The organism is Notoacmeibacter sp. MSK16QG-6, assembly GCF_024158145.1.
In the GTDB taxonomy this organism is placed as follows: Bacteria; Pseudomonadota; Alphaproteobacteria; order Rhizobiales; family Rhizobiaceae; genus Notoacmeibacter.
This window is the reverse complement of the sequence record NZ_JAMYXM010000002.1, coordinates 296025-312377: the sequence shown is the minus strand read 5'-3', so window position 1 is coordinate 312377 and position 16353 is coordinate 296025. Positions and strand designations below refer to the sequence as shown.

Sequence of the window (16353 nt, the reverse complement as noted above, 5' to 3'; positions counted from 1 at the left end):
CCGTTTCCTATTTCGGGCCGCTTCGGACCATGCTGTTGAGAAGGCCCATGAGCAGGCCGATGAAGACGAGCGGCGGCAGTACCAGAAGTACGGTCGCAGCGTTGATCACACCCCATGGCACCTCCTTGCCCAAAGAGGTGATCGATGCCGCGACAACGGGTAGCGTTGCGTTCTGCGCGGCCAGTGTCAGCGCCAGAAGCAGTTCGTTCCAGACAAGAACGAAAGTGAAGACCAGCGCGCCGAAAAGCGATGGAGCGGCAATTGGAAGAGAGAAGCGCCAAAAGACTTCCCAAGGAGGGCAGCCTTCCATAGCTGCCGCTTCCTCGATGTCGCGGGGCACGCTTTCGAAAGCCGGTACGGCGAGCCAGATAATCGTCGACACCGACGTAGTAAGATAGACGAGCACGAGCCCGAACAGCGTATCGTAGATGCCAAGGTCGAGGTAGATCACGATGAACGGTATCGCGATGGCAACCGGCGGCATGAAGCGCAGTGACAAAACAAAGAATTGGATATCGTCGCCCCATCGCCGCGCATAGCGAGCGAGGGCATGCGCTGCGGGAATGCCGAGCAGAGCGCCGATCAGTACTGTAGCGGAGACGACGACCACCGAATTTAGCAGGCCATCACGGATCGTTGGATTGCGCAGAATCGTGACGAAATTGTCGATGGTGGGTTCGAATACCAGCTTTGGTATCGGAGTGACGATATCACGCAATTCCTTGAAAGCGCCGAGTACCGTCCAGAAAATGGGTCCCAGCGCAACAACAACCAAGACAGCAGGAATAATACGCATTGCTGCGTGACCGATCAGTTTGCCCATCGTCTGCCGGCCTTCCAGATGATTGTGAACGCGATAGTGGTGACGACAAGCAGAAGAATTGACATCGCTGAAGCGTAGGAAATCCGACCGCCCATATTGATGCCCATCTGATAAGCATAGAGATCCAGTGTCTCAGTCGCTGTGCCAGGCCCGCCGCCTGTCATAACGAAGATGAGATCGAAGGAACGCAGCGATTCCACAGCCTTGACCAGAACCAGGCTGATGATCGGTCCTTTCAGCATCGGCAATGTCACATAGGCGTGGATTTCCCAGGTTCGGGCGTTATCCAACATAGCCGCTTCGATCGGATCGCGGGGCAGGGTTTCCAGCAGCTTCAAAAGGATGACAGTAAAGAAGAGCCCCCACTGCCAGATGTCGACCACGGCAACCGAAACCAAAGCCAAAGACGGATCGGCAAGAAATTCGACCGGTCCGATGCCGACCAGGCCTAGCAAATAGTTGATGACGCCGAGCGAAGGCGAATAGAGAAACCGCCATATGAAGGCGGCAGCCACACGCGGCAGCAGCACTGGTACGAGAAATGCGAAGCAAAGCAGATTGCGCCAAATCGGTTTTTTGACGGTCTCGAAGATCAGGATCGCTAGCGTCACCGCGAGAAGTATTGTCCCCGCCACTGTAAACAACTCCCAGATCACGGATATTTCCAGTGCGTTGAAGAAGCGCCGATCACGCAGAAGTCGCAAAAAATTGTAGGCGCCGACAAATTCGGCATCGGGTGATCGCAGAGTGCGATTCATGAGTGCTAGCCAAATAGCGCCGCCGACCGAGACAATCGCCAGCATGGCCAAAAGAGCGATAGCCGGCGCCAGCGACAGCGCGGCAAACGGTTTGCGTGTCATGTCCTGTCCTCAGAGTAGGCGGAATCCGGCGGCGGGTAGATGCCAGCCGCCGGACTGGGAGGCGCGTGGTTATTTCACCCGCGCCAAGCTGTCTTCGGCGAAGAACGCGGCCTCATCGAGCGCGCTTTTGACGTCATCGCGTGTTCCGGAAAAAAGTTCTTCGAGGACGAGGCCGAGATTGTCGCCGATCTCAGGCCATGCCGGATTTGCCATGATGAGCAGGCTTGTCTTTTCGGACGTTGCAAGAAGGGCTTCGATATATTCTGCAGGTACAAGGGCTTTATAGGCATCGCTCTGCAGGGTGGATACGCGGCCAATATCGGAGGCGATTCCGGCGGCGAGACGCTTTTGCTCCATCTCCTGAGATGTCGCCCAGCCGACAAAATCTCCCGCTGCCGCTCTCTCGCAGTCGGTATCGGCACCGACCTTCGAGACGGCCCAGCCATGAGCCCATCCAGCCGATGGAAGGGGATCGGGCGGCGGTGCGTAACCGACCTTGCCGACCACCGTCGATTTGGCCTCGTCTTCCATCCAGGGGCCGAAAACATCGGATTCGATAAGGAATGCGACCTGTCCGCCCCTGAAGGCCTCAACGGAGTCCGACCAGTTGAAGGTCGCGACCCCCGGCGGCGCATATTCCATCAGATCGATATAGAGTTCGGTCGCCTCGACGCCTGCTTCGTTGTTGAAGACGGGCTGCTTTTCTTTAAGCCATTCTCCGCCTTTGGCGCGGAAGAAAGGTGTCCAGCGCCAGACATTCATCCCTGAGCCGCGCTGGCCGCGTGCTGACCATCCATAGCGACCGGCATCCGGATCGTTCGTCGCCTTGATCGCCGCCGTGAGCTCATCAAGAGAAGTTGGCACGTCGATGCCTTTCTCCTCAAGAATGTCCTTGCGATACATCATCACATCGCCACCGCCGACAAAGGGGGCGAAATACTGGACGCCATCGACAGTTGCGACATTGCTCAGGTCGGTTCGAAAGTCCGATATGTCATATTCTTTCGGAACCACTTCCGCCAGCGGGTAGACCCAGTCCGCCGACACGTATTCCGCCAGATTGGCTTCATCGATGTAGATCACATGATAGGAGCCTGCGCCTGTGGAGGCATCGAGGCGCGATTTGGCCCGGCGCTCGTTCTCGCCCAATAGCGTGATTTTAACCTCTGTACCCCATTTTTCGTTGAACTCTCCAAGATGCTCGTCCAGCGCGGTGACAGCCGGCATTCCTTGCGCGATGACGTTCAGGGTCGGTACTTTTCCCTTGCAAGCCGTGGCATCTTCTTGCGCAAAGGCCTGCGTTTGGGCAGCCAGCACAATAAAGGCCGTGCCAGCCATCATTTTTGCGTTTCTCATTCTCTCTCTCCCTGGTTTAGATTTGCTGCTGTACCGTTGTCGGCGCATCGCCTGTCAGAAGCTGAACCACTCCCTGATCCAGCCGTAGAAATTCTTGAAACCGGCGGTCGTAGAAAACACGCAAGGTCGGATCTGGCCGATGTTCCCGAGCGACGTGGGTCATGTTGCGAACCGCTTCCGGTAGGTCTCCGTAAGCACCGCATGCAACAGCCGCGCAGATTGCGGCACCCAGCGCGCCGACCTCCGAGGCACGGACAACTTCAACGCGTTGCTGGCATATGTCCGCGAAAATCTGCGCCCAGATGGGGGCTTTGGCCGCCCCGCCGGCGAGACGGATCGTCTCCGGAAATGGCTTGTCAGATAGCGTCACCGCTTTTTCGGCATGCGCGCGAGCCTGAAAAGCTACAGCTTCGAAGATTGCACGCAGCATGGTGTTCAGATTGTCCCCGACACCGATGCCTACAAATGCACCGCGACGCGGTTCGGGCCCGAGCACATGCGGCAGAAACTGGCATCGACGCGCGGTTACGTCTGTTGCTTCGACCATGGCACTGGCTTCATCAAGGGTGACGCGGCCAGCCAGGCCGTGTTCGAGAAACCAACCAAGATTGGCCGCAGAACTCGGGCTGCCTTCGGCGATAAGCCGTTTGCCATCGCGGTAGAGCATGTTGAGAATCGGTGTGGCGTCAGATTGAGGTCGATCACATTCGATGCTGTTGATTGACCACGTGCCGGCTATCATCGTCAGCACGGGTGCATCGACTGCTCCCGCGCCGAGTGCGCAGGCCGCCACATCCATCATCGAGCCAGCCACCGGTATACCTTCCGGCAAACCCATCTCGAGAGCGGCGGTATTCGTTACGCGGCCCGCAACGCTATGACTCGCTACAATTGGCGGCAAACGATCACGGCACGCGGAGACGCCGAGACTTTCCAGGGCGGAAAAAGCATATTCGCCAGCCTCGATATCCATCATTCCGCCGCCACTCGCGTCGGTCGGGTCCGTCAGAACTTCGCCCGTAAGGCGAAAGCGTATGAAATCCTTGCACGCTAATGCCCACCGCGTACGCGCCATGACCTCGGGTTCGTTCAATGCAAGATGAGCGAATTGCATCAGTGTCTGACCGCCCCAGAGCCGGTTACCCGTCACCTCAGAGATGGTCGCAGCATGATTGGACGCATTCAGTCGGTCGACGATCGGTTGGGCGCGATGATCAACGGAAACAATTCCGGGGCGGGTGCCTCGGCCCTTTTCGTCGATCAGGAAGATGCCATTGCCGAACCCGGTGCAGCCGACGCCAAGAATGCGTTGTCCCCGGCACTGTTCGGTCACCCGGCGAACTGCTGCTACAATGCCCTGCCAGAACATCTCAACATCGCGCTCAACGCGTCCGTCGGCGTGATGCTCGGTATGCACGATAGCCGTTCCCTGAGCCATTTCGTTGCCCGAAAGGTCGAAGGCTACGACTTTGACAACTGTACCGCCGGCATCGATGGCTATCAGTATATCTTCGCTCATCGGTTCTCACCTTCGTTCTCGGCGCTTGCGCCCATGATGCGAGGGTCGGTGAGGGCACTATGGACTTCGGCATCGACGTCGTTCGGATCGCGTCCGGTTTCTGTAAGCAAGATCTGCGCGACGTCTTCGATGGTCTCTCGTCTCAGTCCGCTTCCAAGTGTGAGTTGCGTCCGCCGGAGAAGAATATCTTGGACCGTGCAAGCGGCGCGCGCATGGATCAGCCAAATGATTTCGGCGCGGCTGTAAGCAGGTGCGCCAGCCAGAAGGTGATTATCGCTGTCTCTGCATGCTTCGGCCACCTTGCGCGCAAGGGCGCCATAGCGTTGTAGGAGTATTTCGGCACGGTCGATAGAAAGTCGGCCGATCGTGGCAATCTCTGACGCCACACAAAGATCGGCGCCCGGATAGTCGCGTTTGGCCGTCGAAATTACGCGTCTCTTGCCAAGCCGACTAAGAGCCCGGTCAGCGGCCTCCTCTGCAAATGCGCGAAAGGTCGTCCATTTGCCGCCGACGAGCGATAGCACAGGTAGTCGAGAATCGGCGACACGATCTTCTTCGAGCGCGTGATCGCGCGCCGCGCTCGTGGCGGAGCCCCCGTTTCCTCTCCGCAGGGGGCGAATGCCTGTCGTGACGGAGACAATCTGGCTCCGTTCGACCTCGATGTCGCAGAAGAGGCCGTTTATAGCTTTCAGAAGATAATCGACTTCCGTCCCGGACACTTCTCGATCTTCGGGGTCAGGTGTTTCCACTTCTGTTGTGCCGATAAGAACGTTGTTTCCGACAGGCAGAGTGATGACCATGCGCCCTGCGCCATCGTCGTAATAGAAGGCTTTCCCATTCATGCGGCGTTTCAGCGCTGGATTGTCGAGAACGAGGTGCGCGCCCTTTACGCCTCGCACGTAATTCGTTGAGCAACCGAGGGCAGAGTTGACCCTGTCTATCCAGCTACCGCTGGCATTGATGACAATGCTGGGTTTAAGAACATAAGAATCAGATCCGAACCGGTCTTGTACAGTGAAGGCAGAGCCGTCGAACGACCAGTGGACATGGTTGAGAGCGGCTACGCTATCGCCGGTACTGAGCGCTTCACCCAGCATTTCCAGGATCAGTCCTTCGGGGTTTGATATCCGCCCGTCGAAATAGCGCGCCACGGCTTTTACGCTCGGTTGAAGGCCCTTCGGAAAACTGCTGCGCCGAAGACTTATGCTGTGTGACGGGAGTGGCTGCTCGCGTCGCCCAAAACTTTCGTAAAGCGTCAGCGCGCCCTCCAGAGCGAGGAGGCTGAGTGGCCCGCTCCTTTTCGTAAGCCCGAGGAAGCGCATGACCGCGCTCCCGAAGCCGCTGACGATATTGTCCAGTGGAACAACCACTTCCATCGGACGAACAAGATGACCGGCATGGGCGATCAGCCGGTTTCTCTCTTGCGCAGACTCGGCGACGAGACGGAACTCGCGGCCCTCCAGATATCGTAGGCCACCATGGGCCATTCTGCTGGAAGCGCTGCTCGCCCCAGCACAGAAATCGCCGGTATCGAGCAATACGCAGGACACGCCGTTCAGTGCGAGATCGCGCAGCGTTGCGACGCCGTTCACGCCACCTCCGAGGACAACAACCTCCGGCCGGGTCAACGCTTCGAGGCGGCGCAGGCTGTCACACCGCATCGGCGCGACGTTTTGCCGGACATCTCCGGAATGATTGTGAAACAGCTTTTCCATCCCAACCACAGGAAAATCGATTATCTGACATATGTCAATGCATATTTACAAAGATAAATTTCTTGATTGCCGGACACAGGGAGCGGGACTCGCGATCATGATGATTCAAAGGGGAGGATTTTCGAGCGACAGGTCCTCAGATCTGGAATAGACGCAGCCGTCATGAAGGCGCGCTCGCCCTCTATCTGAGAGGCTAAAGACAGCTGAAAATTCAAGCCGGGCAGGAGAGATCAGTGAAAACTTTGGCGCATGGATGCAGCTAATGTCAGTCGACTACAAGAAAGTAGAAAGAGCCTATAGCGTGATCTTGACCAGCCCGCCTGACGAGGGAGCCGCCTGGATCAGGCTCTGCGACATGGTGTAACGGTCGGAACCGGCGACCACCGAATTTACCCGCTCACCTGGGGCGAGTCCCTGCAAATTCGGCATCGGCACAGGCACGTGTTGGGCCTTTTCGCCGTCGGCGTCATACATGCATAGGGACCAGCTTTGATGGTAAGCTACCCAGATCTTACCGGAACGGTCGAAACTCAAGCCGCTGATCCGTCCATTGCCGGAGCGACTTATTTCCGTGATCTCGGTCAATGCCGTCCCATTCTTCGAAAGGGCAAGCCGCACTAGGCAATTGTCCTGCATGCGAGCGGCCAAAACGGCGTCGCCGTCATCAGAGATGGATATTCCGGCTCTGCCGCAGAGGCCGCTCATGAGTTCGGTCGAGTTCCATGAAGAACGGTCGATGCTGACCAGGTTTCCTTCGCGCAATACCAGTAACTGTTCTTCGGACAATGCTGCGATGTCGTTCACATCGGAAAAATCCGCGCCGGTCCGTTCTTCGTAAGCGGCGTTGCCGCTTGGCTCCAAGCGCATCAACGCCCCATCGGACACGAACAGAATGTGACCAGATGGCATGAGTGTCGATGCGTCTATCTGCGATGTCTCTACAAGTCTGGCGCTTTCACCGTCGCGCTCCAAATGGATCGATCCGCCAGGTCCGTCCTGCCAGACGAGCCCGCCCCACACGCTGCTATATCCAAGCGCTTTGGAGGAAAAGGCCCGCGTATCGATCACTTCCAAGCGGCCGCCAGCCGGCGGGGAGGGGTAAGTGGCCTGACCGTTATTCTGGGGTAGGAGCAACTGACCGATATGGCGTGACGTCATTTGAAGGACAGAAGCCAATTCCAGACGGCGCTCTTCGTTCATTCTGTGAGCCGGGACCGTTATGGAGACCGAGGCGAGGGGCCTGTTTTCCGCACTGAGAATTGGAGTGGAAACGCACACCACACCTTCAATGATTTCGTTGTCATCGATTGCGAATCCGCGAGCTCGGGTCATTTCGATATCGGCACGGAGGCTTTCCAGATCCGTAATCGTATAGGGCGTGTAAGCCGTAAGACGCATGCGAGACATCAATGCTTCGCGCTCCTGCTCGGGCAGGAAGGCAAGGAGACATTTGCCGAGGCCGGTTGCGTAGAGCGGTTTGCGTTCGCCGATCGGAGAGTGGAACGGTTGCGATAGCCGGCCTTGCCAGCGGGAAATCGTTACTTGCGCGGTGCCAAGGAGAATCGAGAGGTTGACGTTCTCTCCGTGCTGGTCGGCCAGGCCTTTCAGCGGCGCGGCGGAGACTGCGATCAAATCGGAGGAACTGTTGATCGACCCAGCCATCTCGGTGAATTTCGGGCCGAGAACATAGGACTGATCGCGCTGGTCGATATCGATCATGCCGCGTGCCGAAAGGGCGGATAGAATGCGGTAGAGTGTCGACTTCGAATGGCCTGTCCGCTCGGCTATGTCTTTAAATTTCAATCGGTTATCGGTGTCGGAAATCAGTTCGACAATATCGAGCGCCTTTGTCAGAAGGGCGGTTCCGCGGACAGGCGTGTTGATCTCGTTCATCGTGTCGGCTCGTATCCTGTCCGTCTGGTCGGGTCGGTCATTTCTAGGTGAGGCGATTTGTCACGTCTAGGGTGACGATCGGCATGCAGTTTCGCGCCTTTTGAAGCGACAGTCTGGACATTTATCCGATCATATTCCTAAATCATTGTCTCACAAAATGGGAAATATTCTTCATGCCTATTGAAGCGGGAGATCCTTTTGTAAAATTATATCAATAGCAAAATCATACGTTTATATGGAGAAATCCTGAGTATCTCTGAGGATTTTTTAAAATCCTGTTTGCAATTCCAGTCTCGCATTCTGTAGATATTGTCCTACAATATGAACCAACTGATATCAGGAACATGAGGGCAGCGACAATGCAGCCGATCGCCACTTCGGTGCTCGAAAAGCTTGGCAAATGCGGTCAGGGCACTTTGACCACGCAGCTGTTCCGACGCGGTTTCCGTCAGCAGTTCATGGTCGGGATCGCGCCACTCAACCCTGCAGCCGCGAAATTCGTGGGGGAGGCCTTTACGCTGCGTTTCATTCCCTCGCGCGAGGATCGTGACTGGGATTTGGCTGACCTGCACAAGCGGGGCGATGACAACGTTCAGTGGGAGGCTGTCGAGGCAATCGGTTCCGGTAATGTCATGGTCATCGACAGCCGAAATGACGACCGTGCCGCATCGGCAGGCAACATGTTGATGACCCGTATGATGAGAAAGGGAGTGGCGGCAGCCGTCACAGACGGAGCATTCAGGGATGGCACCGAAATTTCACAAATGCCCTTCGCCGCATTCTGCCGCAGCAACACCGCGACCACACGCCCTGCATATCATCGCGCCGTCGCCATGCAGGAGCCGATAGGGTGCGCGGGCGTCGCTGTTTATCCGGGCGACATCCTGGTCGGTGATGCCGACGGCGTGACGGTCGTCCCCCGACATCTTGCCGCGGAAATCGCCGAAGACGCATACGAGCAGGAGCGTCGCGAGAAATTCCTGTTCACAAAAATCGATGCTGGCGCGTCGCTGTTCGGGACCTATCCGGCAGGACCGGAAACAATGGCCGAATACAAGGATTGGCTGGAGAAAGGACATACGCTTTGACCACACCCGCAGAGAAGGCCGAGGCGCTGATCCGGCACTATTTTGAAATGTGCAATGCCGGCGACCGGCAAGGCCTTATCGACTGCTTCACCGCAGATGGCACACACTATTTCCCACCGGGGCTTCCCGGGGCGCCTTGGCGCGGTGCTGAGGCCGTTGCGGATGGTTGGGTTCGCTGCGTCGAGAAGATGGGTTCAAAATGGACGATCGAGAAAATTCTTGCCGGTGCGGACGGCAAAGAAGCCGTTATTGAATGGACCCACTGGAAGACGGGGATCGGTGAGGTGCTGCGCGGCGACGAATGGTACATCTTCAACGACGATATCACCAAAATCCGTGAAATTCGCGCCTATTACGCCAGCCCTGTCAATAAAAACGAGCCGGTCAACCAACTCCACGATTTCGATTATGAGGGGCGTGGCTACCATCTGCATCCTCCGGCAGTAGAGGGGCGAGACTGATGCCGCAATACGCGCTCATCTGCCGTGACGCACCCGGCGTTCTAGAGCGTCGAATGGCGGCGCGCGCCGACCATATGGCCGGCCTGAAGACCGAGAAAGCGGCGGATCGCATCGTCGATGGCGGCGCTATTCTCAACGACAAGGGTGAAATGGTCGGGTCGGTCGTTCTCTGCCAATTCGACAGTCGCGCCGACCTCGATGCCTATCTGGAGCGTGAGGTTTACGCGCGAGAGGGCGTCTGGGGCGACATCGAAATTCTTCCGATGCGCTTTGTGGACTGGCCCAAACTGATGGCGGGCTAACGGTCAGCCTACACTTTGCCGGCACGCGGACAGAGCCGGACAGAAACAAAAGGAAACAATATGAACGGAGGCACCTCAATGCCTTTCACCCCCCGTGGGAAACATCTGGTCGCTGGCGAATGGGTCGCCGGACCTTCGACGTTCCGCTCCGAACCTGCCAGTGGCGAGGCATATGACTATGCGGTCGGTACACCGCAACTTATCGATCAGGCCTGTAAGGCTGCCGAGGAAGCGTTCTGGACCTACGGCTATTCGTCACGCTCGGAGCGCGCCGCATTTCTGGAAGCGATCGCTGACGAGATTGAAGCGCGAGGCGAAGCGATCACGGCGATAGGCACTTCGGAGAGCGGTCTGCCGGCAGGCCGGCTGGAAGGAGAGCGCGGCCGCACCACCGGTCAGTTGCGCCTGTTTGCAGAACATATCAGGCAAGGCGATTATCTGGACAAGCGCCACGATCCTGCACTTCCCGACCGCGAGCCGGCTCCAAGGCCCGATCTGCGCATGATCGAGCGGCCAATCGGTCCTGTCGCCGTCTTTGGGGCATCGAATTTCCCGCTTGCTTTTTCCACTGCCGGTGGGGACACCGCCGCCGCACTGGCGGCAGGCTGCCCAGTCGTCGTCAAGGGGCACTCGGCCCATCCGGGCACCGGTGAAATCGTGGCCGAAGCCATCGCGGCAGCCATTGAGAAGACAGGTATGCCAAAAAGTGTCTTCAGCCTGATCCAGGGCGGCGATCGTGACGTCGGCGCAGCGCTGGTCAAGCATCCTCTTATCAAAGCCGTCGGGTTTACCGGATCGCTTGCAGGCGGTCGGGCGCTGTTCGATCTTTGCGCACAGCGACCGGAACCCATTCCGTTCTTCGGCGAGCTCGGCTCCGTCAACCCGATGTTCGTCCTGCCTGGCGCCGCGGCTGCTCGTGGCGAGACGATTGGAGAGGGTTGGGCCGGTTCGCTGACCATGGGAGCCGGGCAATTCTGCACCAATCCCGGTATTGCCGTTGTCGAGAAAGGGCCTGAAGGTGGCGCCTTTGTTGCCGCCGCCGCGGAGGCGCTAAAGGGTGTTCCGGCTCAATGCATGCTGACTGATGGCATCGCGAATGCCTATCGAGACGGCAAATCGCGCTTCGATGGCCGTAACGCCGTCAAGCCCGTGCTCGTGAACGATGCGGCCGGTCGAAATGCCAGCCCCAACCTTTTCGAGACCGAGGCATCCAACTACCTCCAGGATCGCGCTCTTGGAGAGGAAGTCTTCGGGCCGCTCGGACTGGTTATCCGCGTTGCGGATACCGATGAAATGACGACCCTCGCGAAGGGCTTCGAAGGCCAGCTGACGGTCACGATCCATATGGATGACAGCGATACGGATCTCGCAAGCAAACTGATGCCCGTTCTGGAACGGAAAGCGGGCCGCCTGCTCGTCAACGGTTTTCCGACAGGCGTGGAAGTTGCCGACAGCATGGTGCACGGCGGACCTTATCCGGCCTCGACCAATTTCGGCGCAACATCGGTCGGCACGCTTTCGATCCGGCGCTTCCTGCGGCCGGTTTGCTATCAGAACTTCCCCGAGGTCCTTCTGCCCGAAGATCTGCGATAGGCGCGCCACCTCATCGTGCCAGCAAAGTGCAACTCCAGGAACACAAAATGACAGAAGAAATTGAAATTACTAAAGATATTCTCGACAAGCTGCGCGGGTCTTCCACAGCGACGGTAACGACCCAGCTCTTCAAGCTGGGGTACCGCCAGCAGTTTCTCGTTGGGGTTGAGGCGCTCAATCCAAAGGCTAAGGCATTTGCAGGTGAAGCCTACACGCTACGTTTCATTCCTTCCCGGGAAGACAAAGACTGGGATTTGTCGGACCTCGCCAAGCGTGGCGAAGACAATATGCAGTGGGAAGCGGTTGAAGACGTTGGCGAGGGCCAGGTTCTGATGATCGATAGCCGCAATGACACCCGCGCTGCTTCGGCAGGTAATATTCTCATCTATCGCATGATGTTGCGCGGGGTTGCGGCCGTCGTGACCGATGGCGCCTTCCGTGACGGCCATGAAATCGGCGAACTGGATATTCCTACCTATGCCCGTGGCAATACCGCGACGACGCGCCCGGCCTATTTTCGGGCCGTAGACGTGCAATTGCCCATCGGTTGCGGCGACGTCGCCGTTTATCCGGGCGATGTCGTGATGGGCGACCGCGACGGCGTCTGCGTCATTCCACGGCATGAGGCCGCCAAGGTTGCCGAGATGGCCTCCAATCAGGAGGCTGCCGAGGAATTTATCTATGAAAAGATCAAGGGCGGCGCACCGATCTGGGGCAACTTCCCAATGGGACCGGAAACCCGCGCCGAATTTGAGGAATGGAAGAAGACCCGCGGCTAAGCGGGCGATGACTTCTCTTCGGGGCGTTCTTTATGGACGCCCCGTTTTTTATTCGGGGTCCTTCATTGCTACTCCGTCGATAGCGAGCCAGCATCGGTCTCAACGATGACGGGGAGAGACCGATGTCGAAGCAACGGCACCACATTCACATAACACTCTCCGGCGCCAGCTCCGCGCGACGCCTTGCCGAAGCGTTAGCGGCGGCTTTTCCTGCGTTGGAGCAGCGGTTGGCGGAGATCCGACAGCTTGTCGGCGCTGAGGTGCTCACCGTCGAAGCGGCTCATAAATGTTGGCAGGCTGCCCCGCTCGATGTCGATGTCCGTGCGATTGGGGATGCGATCCTTTCTCGCGTCAGGCAATATGGCGGCGAAGACAATTCTGTCGATCTCGCAGCAGTCGCCATCGCAGCGTCCGTCCAGGCGGAATTGTCAGAAGCTGTGTGGAGCGTAGGCGATCTGCCGCTCGGCGACATCACAAGCGCCAATCCTGCAATTTTCGGTCTGCTGGAGGGATATCGATGGGTCGCCGGGCCCGGTGCCTGTCCCGACCTTTCCGCCTGCGCAATCATTTCCGAACTCAATTCCAGCCATAGCACCGGATGCACGCCTTTCGGCGCGCCTTTATCTAGCGCGAGCGATGCCGCCGGCACGACACTCGTTCAGATCTTCGACTACGCAGATTCGGACACTGTTGGCTGGATTGCGTTCGATATCGACGACATGACCGGAGAGGAGATCGCTCATGCCTGCGACCATTTGCGATCGCTTTCCGGCCTTATCGATCTGTCGCTTTTTGCGGGGCAGGGGAAGAAGGGCCGCCCGGTGATGCGTTTCGAGCTTCTCGCTCAGCCGGAACAGCTCGATACGATTATCGCGGCGGCGTTCGAGCAGACCACCACGCTGGGCTTGCGATATGATCGGCAAGCGCGTCGCATCCTGCCGAGATGGCCGTCCGAGGGCATCGAACCCCGCGCCAAATATGCGCGACGTCCAGATGGTGCGACAACCGCCAAGATCGAGGCAGACGACGTAGCCAGCCTGCCCACGCTAAAAGCGAGGCGTGAGGCGGCCCGCAACTAGACCATCCCATGCAATAGGCCGTGACGCCATCGAACCCATCGGCGATTGAGGAATTGCCAGCGCTCCGGGTGGAAGCGCATAGGGTATCTCCGTTATCGGTGTTCCGGCTCTAAGATGGAATGTCGGCGAATCGCGCAATCTTTGCACCGGAGATTTTGGCGCGCATGCTGAACAGGCTGCCAGCATGCGGGAAGCTCGCAAGAACCTCGGGCGTCATCTGATTTCGGTGTCCGGTGATGAAAATCGTCTTCATGTCGGCACCGCCAAAGCAGGGCATAGTCGGTTTCGGCAAATCCGGAAGATCGATACTGCCCAAGAGCTCGCCGTCGCGGCTCCAGATATTCAGGCGCGACGCCGAAACGCCAGCGCTCCAGTAGCGCCCGTCACTGTCGGCGGCTGCGCCGTCAGGACGGCCGACTTCATTGGAAGGCTCGGCGATTCTGGTGCGGTTGCCGATCTCACCGGTTGCTGTGTCGAAATCCCATCGGTCGAGCCATGGTGCGCAGCTATCGCTATGATACATGGTGCGCCCGTCAGGCGTCCAAGCCAAACCATTCGATACCTTCAGCCCATCGACCACCTTCCTGACCGAACCGTCAGGCGCGACTCTGTAGAGCGCCGAGACAGGCTGCATCTTATCGATTTCCGTTTCGTGCATTCCACCGACCCAGAAAGCGCCATCCGGTCCGACCTTGCCGTCATTCAAGCGTTCATCCCGTCGCAGATCAGAAAACCGTACAAGGATATCCCTGTCACCAGCCTTCGGATCGAACAGGATAACGCTTTGGCGCAGCGCGACGATCAATCGACCTGAATTGCACAGGCCGATGCTGCCGACATCTTCGCCCATCCGGTGTTCGCCGGTCTGCAGCGAGTCGGGATCGATCCAGTGAATGACACCGGCTTTGATATCGATCCACCACAGAAATCCACGTCGGTCGTCCCACACCGGGCCTTCGCCTAGACTGTTGCGGCAATCCAGCAAACAGCGCGGTTCCGTTTCGGCGAAATTGGAGAGGGGTTCACGCATGTCAGTTACCCGCGAGCATGGTGCGGACCAAACCCGGCAGCCACAATGTCACTGTCGGAACGAAGGTGATCAATCCCAGCATGCCAAATAGCGAGGCATAAAAGGGCGTGACTTGTCGCATCAGCGGAAACAGACGCACCTTTGCGATGTCCATCATAATGAAGAGTATGATGCCGAAAGGCGGTGTCAGCGTGCCGATCATCAGGTTGAAGACGATCATGACGCCGAACTGCACCGGATCGAGCCCGATCTGCATTGCGATTGGTAAAAGCGCTGGCACCGCAACAATCAGAATCGCTGTCGTTTCGATGAATAGCCCAGCGATTAACAGGCCGACATTGATCAGAAGCAGCGTCAGCACGAAATCGGTCGTGAGACCGGTGATGCCGCCAGCTAGGTGCTGGGGGACGTTGAGCACCGCGATTAGCCAGGCGAAGGGCGCAGCGGCTGCGATGATAAAGAGCAGCACGCCGGTGGTAATGACCGTATCGGCCAGACAGAGTTTGATGTCCCTTAATTTCAGCTCGCCATAGATCAAACCGAGCAGTACCGCATAGAGGACGATAATGGCGCCGAGTTCCGTCGGAGTGGCAATACCCAAGAGTAGTCCGGCGATCAGAATGGTCGGTGCGAGCAGACCCGGCAGCGCCCGCCAGAATGAACTTGCCACCATGGAAAAGCTGGCGCGGGGACTGCGAGGCATTTTGTCGCCTTGGCGAAAAGCGATCAGGTAGGTTGTGACCGACAGCGCCAGGGTCAGGATGAGACCCGGTACGATTCCGGCTAGAAACAAGTCTGCGACGGACACGCCAGCGAGCACCGCGTAAATGACCATGATGACGCTGGGCGGAATAATCGGTCCGATGATAGCGGACACCGCGGTAATCGCGGCGGAGAACTCTGAGCTGTAGCCAGCCTTTTTCATCGCTTTGATTTCGACCGTGCCCAGACCAGCAGCATCGGCTTGCGCAACGCCAGACATGCCGGAGAAGATCAGGCTGGCGAGAATGTTCACATGCGCCAATCCGCCTCGAATATGACCGACCAGATTTCCGGCGAATTCGAAAATGCGTTCGGCAATGCCGGAGCGGTTGAGGAGATTGCCGGCTAGGACGAAGAGCGGCACGGCCAGAAGCGGGAAACTGTCCAGCGAGGGCGCCATGCGCTGCGCGACAATCGAAATGGGTAAGCCGCCGTCCAGCAGCATCCACAGGAGCGCTCCTGCAAGCATACTTATGCTGATGGGCACCTGAAGGATGGCTAGCAGAAACACGGCGCCGAAAAGAAACCAGAGAGACATTAGAGCACTCCCTCACTATGGTCGGCGTCGAAGATCTGATGACGCAGGCTCTGCAGCTGTTCTTTTCCCTCATGTGTACGGCCGATCCACGCCGCACCGGCCAGTCCCGCCGTCATCGAGATGGACGCATAAACAAGAGGGATCGAGAAAAAGTATGCTTTGGGAATATCGATTGGCAGGGCGATTGAGGTCGTGCGCATCTCGATTGGCAGAAATCCAAAGGCAAGCTTGCCGATATAGAACAGCGTAGCGCCAGCTACGATTGCGCCGAAGATATCGAGCGCCAGCGCCAGACGCTCGCCACCAAACGCTTCCAAGGCCGATACACGGATGTGCTGGCCGAGCTTTGCCGCCAGGCCTGCGCCAATAAACGTCACCCACAGAAAGCAGAACATCGCCGCTTCCTCGGCCCATACGAGCGGTGCGCCGAAGAGCGAACGTGCGACGATCTGGTAACCGATCAGCACCACGATAAGGGTCAACAGGGTGCTGGCGACGATGAGTTCGAGCCGGGCCCAGAGTTTGAGCGCGGAGATCATACTGAACGCACGCATG

The 16353-nt window shown here is 57.9% G+C and carries 15 protein-coding genes; 6 read left to right on the top strand and 9 right to left on the bottom strand.

All coding sequences use genetic code 11. From position 1 onward, the window contains the following. Positions 1–7: 7 nt before the first annotated feature. From NIM86_RS09215 to NIM86_RS09190, 6 genes are all read right to left on the bottom strand, one after another. Positions 8–823 (bottom strand): carbohydrate ABC transporter permease, encoded by an 816-nt coding sequence (locus tag NIM86_RS09215; RefSeq protein WP_253381329.1) that lies wholly within the window; start codon positions 821–823, stop codon positions 8–10. Further along, on the bottom strand, positions 811–1683 hold the full coding sequence (locus NIM86_RS09210) for a carbohydrate ABC transporter permease (protein WP_253381327.1): 873 nt from the start codon (positions 1681–1683) through the stop codon (positions 811–813). The genes NIM86_RS09215 and NIM86_RS09210 overlap by 13 nt, the downstream gene beginning before the upstream one ends. A 69-nt stretch (positions 1684–1752) precedes the next feature. Continuing rightward, positions 1753–3039, bottom strand: coding sequence for a sugar ABC transporter substrate-binding protein (locus NIM86_RS09205; RefSeq protein WP_253381325.1), 1287 nt, complete (start codon positions 3037–3039; stop codon positions 1753–1755). A gap of 16 nt (positions 3040–3055) precedes the next feature. Continuing rightward, the gene (locus tag NIM86_RS09200; protein WP_253381324.1) at positions 3056–4558 is read right to left on the bottom strand and encodes an FGGY-family carbohydrate kinase; all 1503 of its coding nucleotides are present in this window, start codon (positions 4556–4558) and stop codon (positions 3056–3058) included. Further along, complete coding sequence (locus NIM86_RS09195; protein WP_253381321.1) at positions 4555–6273, bottom strand: glycerol-3-phosphate dehydrogenase/oxidase; 1719 nt, start codon at positions 6271–6273, stop codon at positions 4555–4557. The genes NIM86_RS09200 and NIM86_RS09195 overlap by 4 nt, the downstream gene beginning before the upstream one ends. Before the next feature lie 294 nt (positions 6274–6567). Further along, complete coding sequence (locus tag NIM86_RS09190) at positions 6568–8166, bottom strand: IclR family transcriptional regulator C-terminal domain-containing protein (RefSeq protein ID WP_253381319.1); 1599 nt, start codon at positions 8164–8166, stop codon at positions 6568–6570. A gap of 359 nt (positions 8167–8525) precedes the next feature. Between NIM86_RS09190 and NIM86_RS09185 the strand changes: the two genes are divergently transcribed. From NIM86_RS09185 to larC, 6 genes are all read left to right on the top strand, one after another. Further along, positions 8526–9254, top strand: coding sequence for a ribonuclease activity regulator RraA (locus NIM86_RS09185; RefSeq protein WP_253381318.1), 729 nt, complete (start codon positions 8526–8528; stop codon positions 9252–9254). After that, positions 9251–9715 (top strand): nuclear transport factor 2 family protein, encoded by a 465-nt coding sequence (locus NIM86_RS09180; protein WP_253381316.1) that lies wholly within the window; start codon positions 9251–9253, stop codon positions 9713–9715. The genes NIM86_RS09185 and NIM86_RS09180 overlap by 4 nt, the downstream gene beginning before the upstream one ends. After that, positions 9715–10017, top strand: coding sequence for a YciI family protein (locus NIM86_RS09175; RefSeq protein ID WP_253381314.1), 303 nt, complete (start codon positions 9715–9717; stop codon positions 10015–10017). Before NIM86_RS09180 ends, NIM86_RS09175 begins: the two co-directional genes overlap by 1 nt. A 78-nt stretch (positions 10018–10095) precedes the next feature. After that, positions 10096–11610 carry an aldehyde dehydrogenase (NADP(+)) gene (locus NIM86_RS09170; RefSeq protein ID WP_253381312.1) on the top strand — a complete coding sequence of 505 codons (1515 nt, stop codon included), beginning with the start codon at positions 10096–10098 and terminating at the stop codon, positions 11608–11610. Between the two features lie 47 nt (positions 11611–11657). Further along, the gene (locus NIM86_RS09165) at positions 11658–12389 is read left to right on the top strand and encodes a ribonuclease activity regulator RraA (protein WP_253381310.1); all 732 of its coding nucleotides are present in this window, start codon (positions 11658–11660) and stop codon (positions 12387–12389) included. Between the two features lie 122 nt (positions 12390–12511). Continuing rightward, positions 12512–13468 (top strand): nickel insertion protein, encoded by a 957-nt coding sequence (larC, locus tag NIM86_RS09160; protein WP_253381308.1) that lies wholly within the window; start codon positions 12512–12514, stop codon positions 13466–13468. A 109-nt stretch (positions 13469–13577) separates the two neighbouring features. Here the strand turns inward: larC and NIM86_RS09155 are convergent, their stop codons facing one another. Genes NIM86_RS09155 through NIM86_RS09145 form a run of 3 tightly spaced genes read right to left on the bottom strand, consistent with a single transcriptional unit; the run spans position 13578 to position 16352 of the window. Then, positions 13578–14498 carry an SMP-30/gluconolactonase/LRE family protein gene (locus NIM86_RS09155; RefSeq protein ID WP_253381306.1) on the bottom strand — a complete coding sequence of 307 codons (921 nt, stop codon included), beginning with the start codon at positions 14496–14498 and terminating at the stop codon, positions 13578–13580. Between the two features lies 1 nt (position 14499). Beyond that, a complete protein-coding gene (locus NIM86_RS09150) occupies positions 14500–15798 on the bottom strand; it encodes a TRAP transporter large permease (RefSeq protein ID WP_253381304.1) in 1299 nt (432 codons plus the stop codon). Continuing rightward, positions 15798–16352 (bottom strand): TRAP transporter small permease, encoded by a 555-nt coding sequence (locus tag NIM86_RS09145; RefSeq protein WP_253381302.1) that lies wholly within the window; start codon positions 16350–16352, stop codon positions 15798–15800. Before NIM86_RS09145 ends, NIM86_RS09150 begins: the two co-directional genes overlap by 1 nt. Position 16353: the final 1 nt, after the last annotated feature.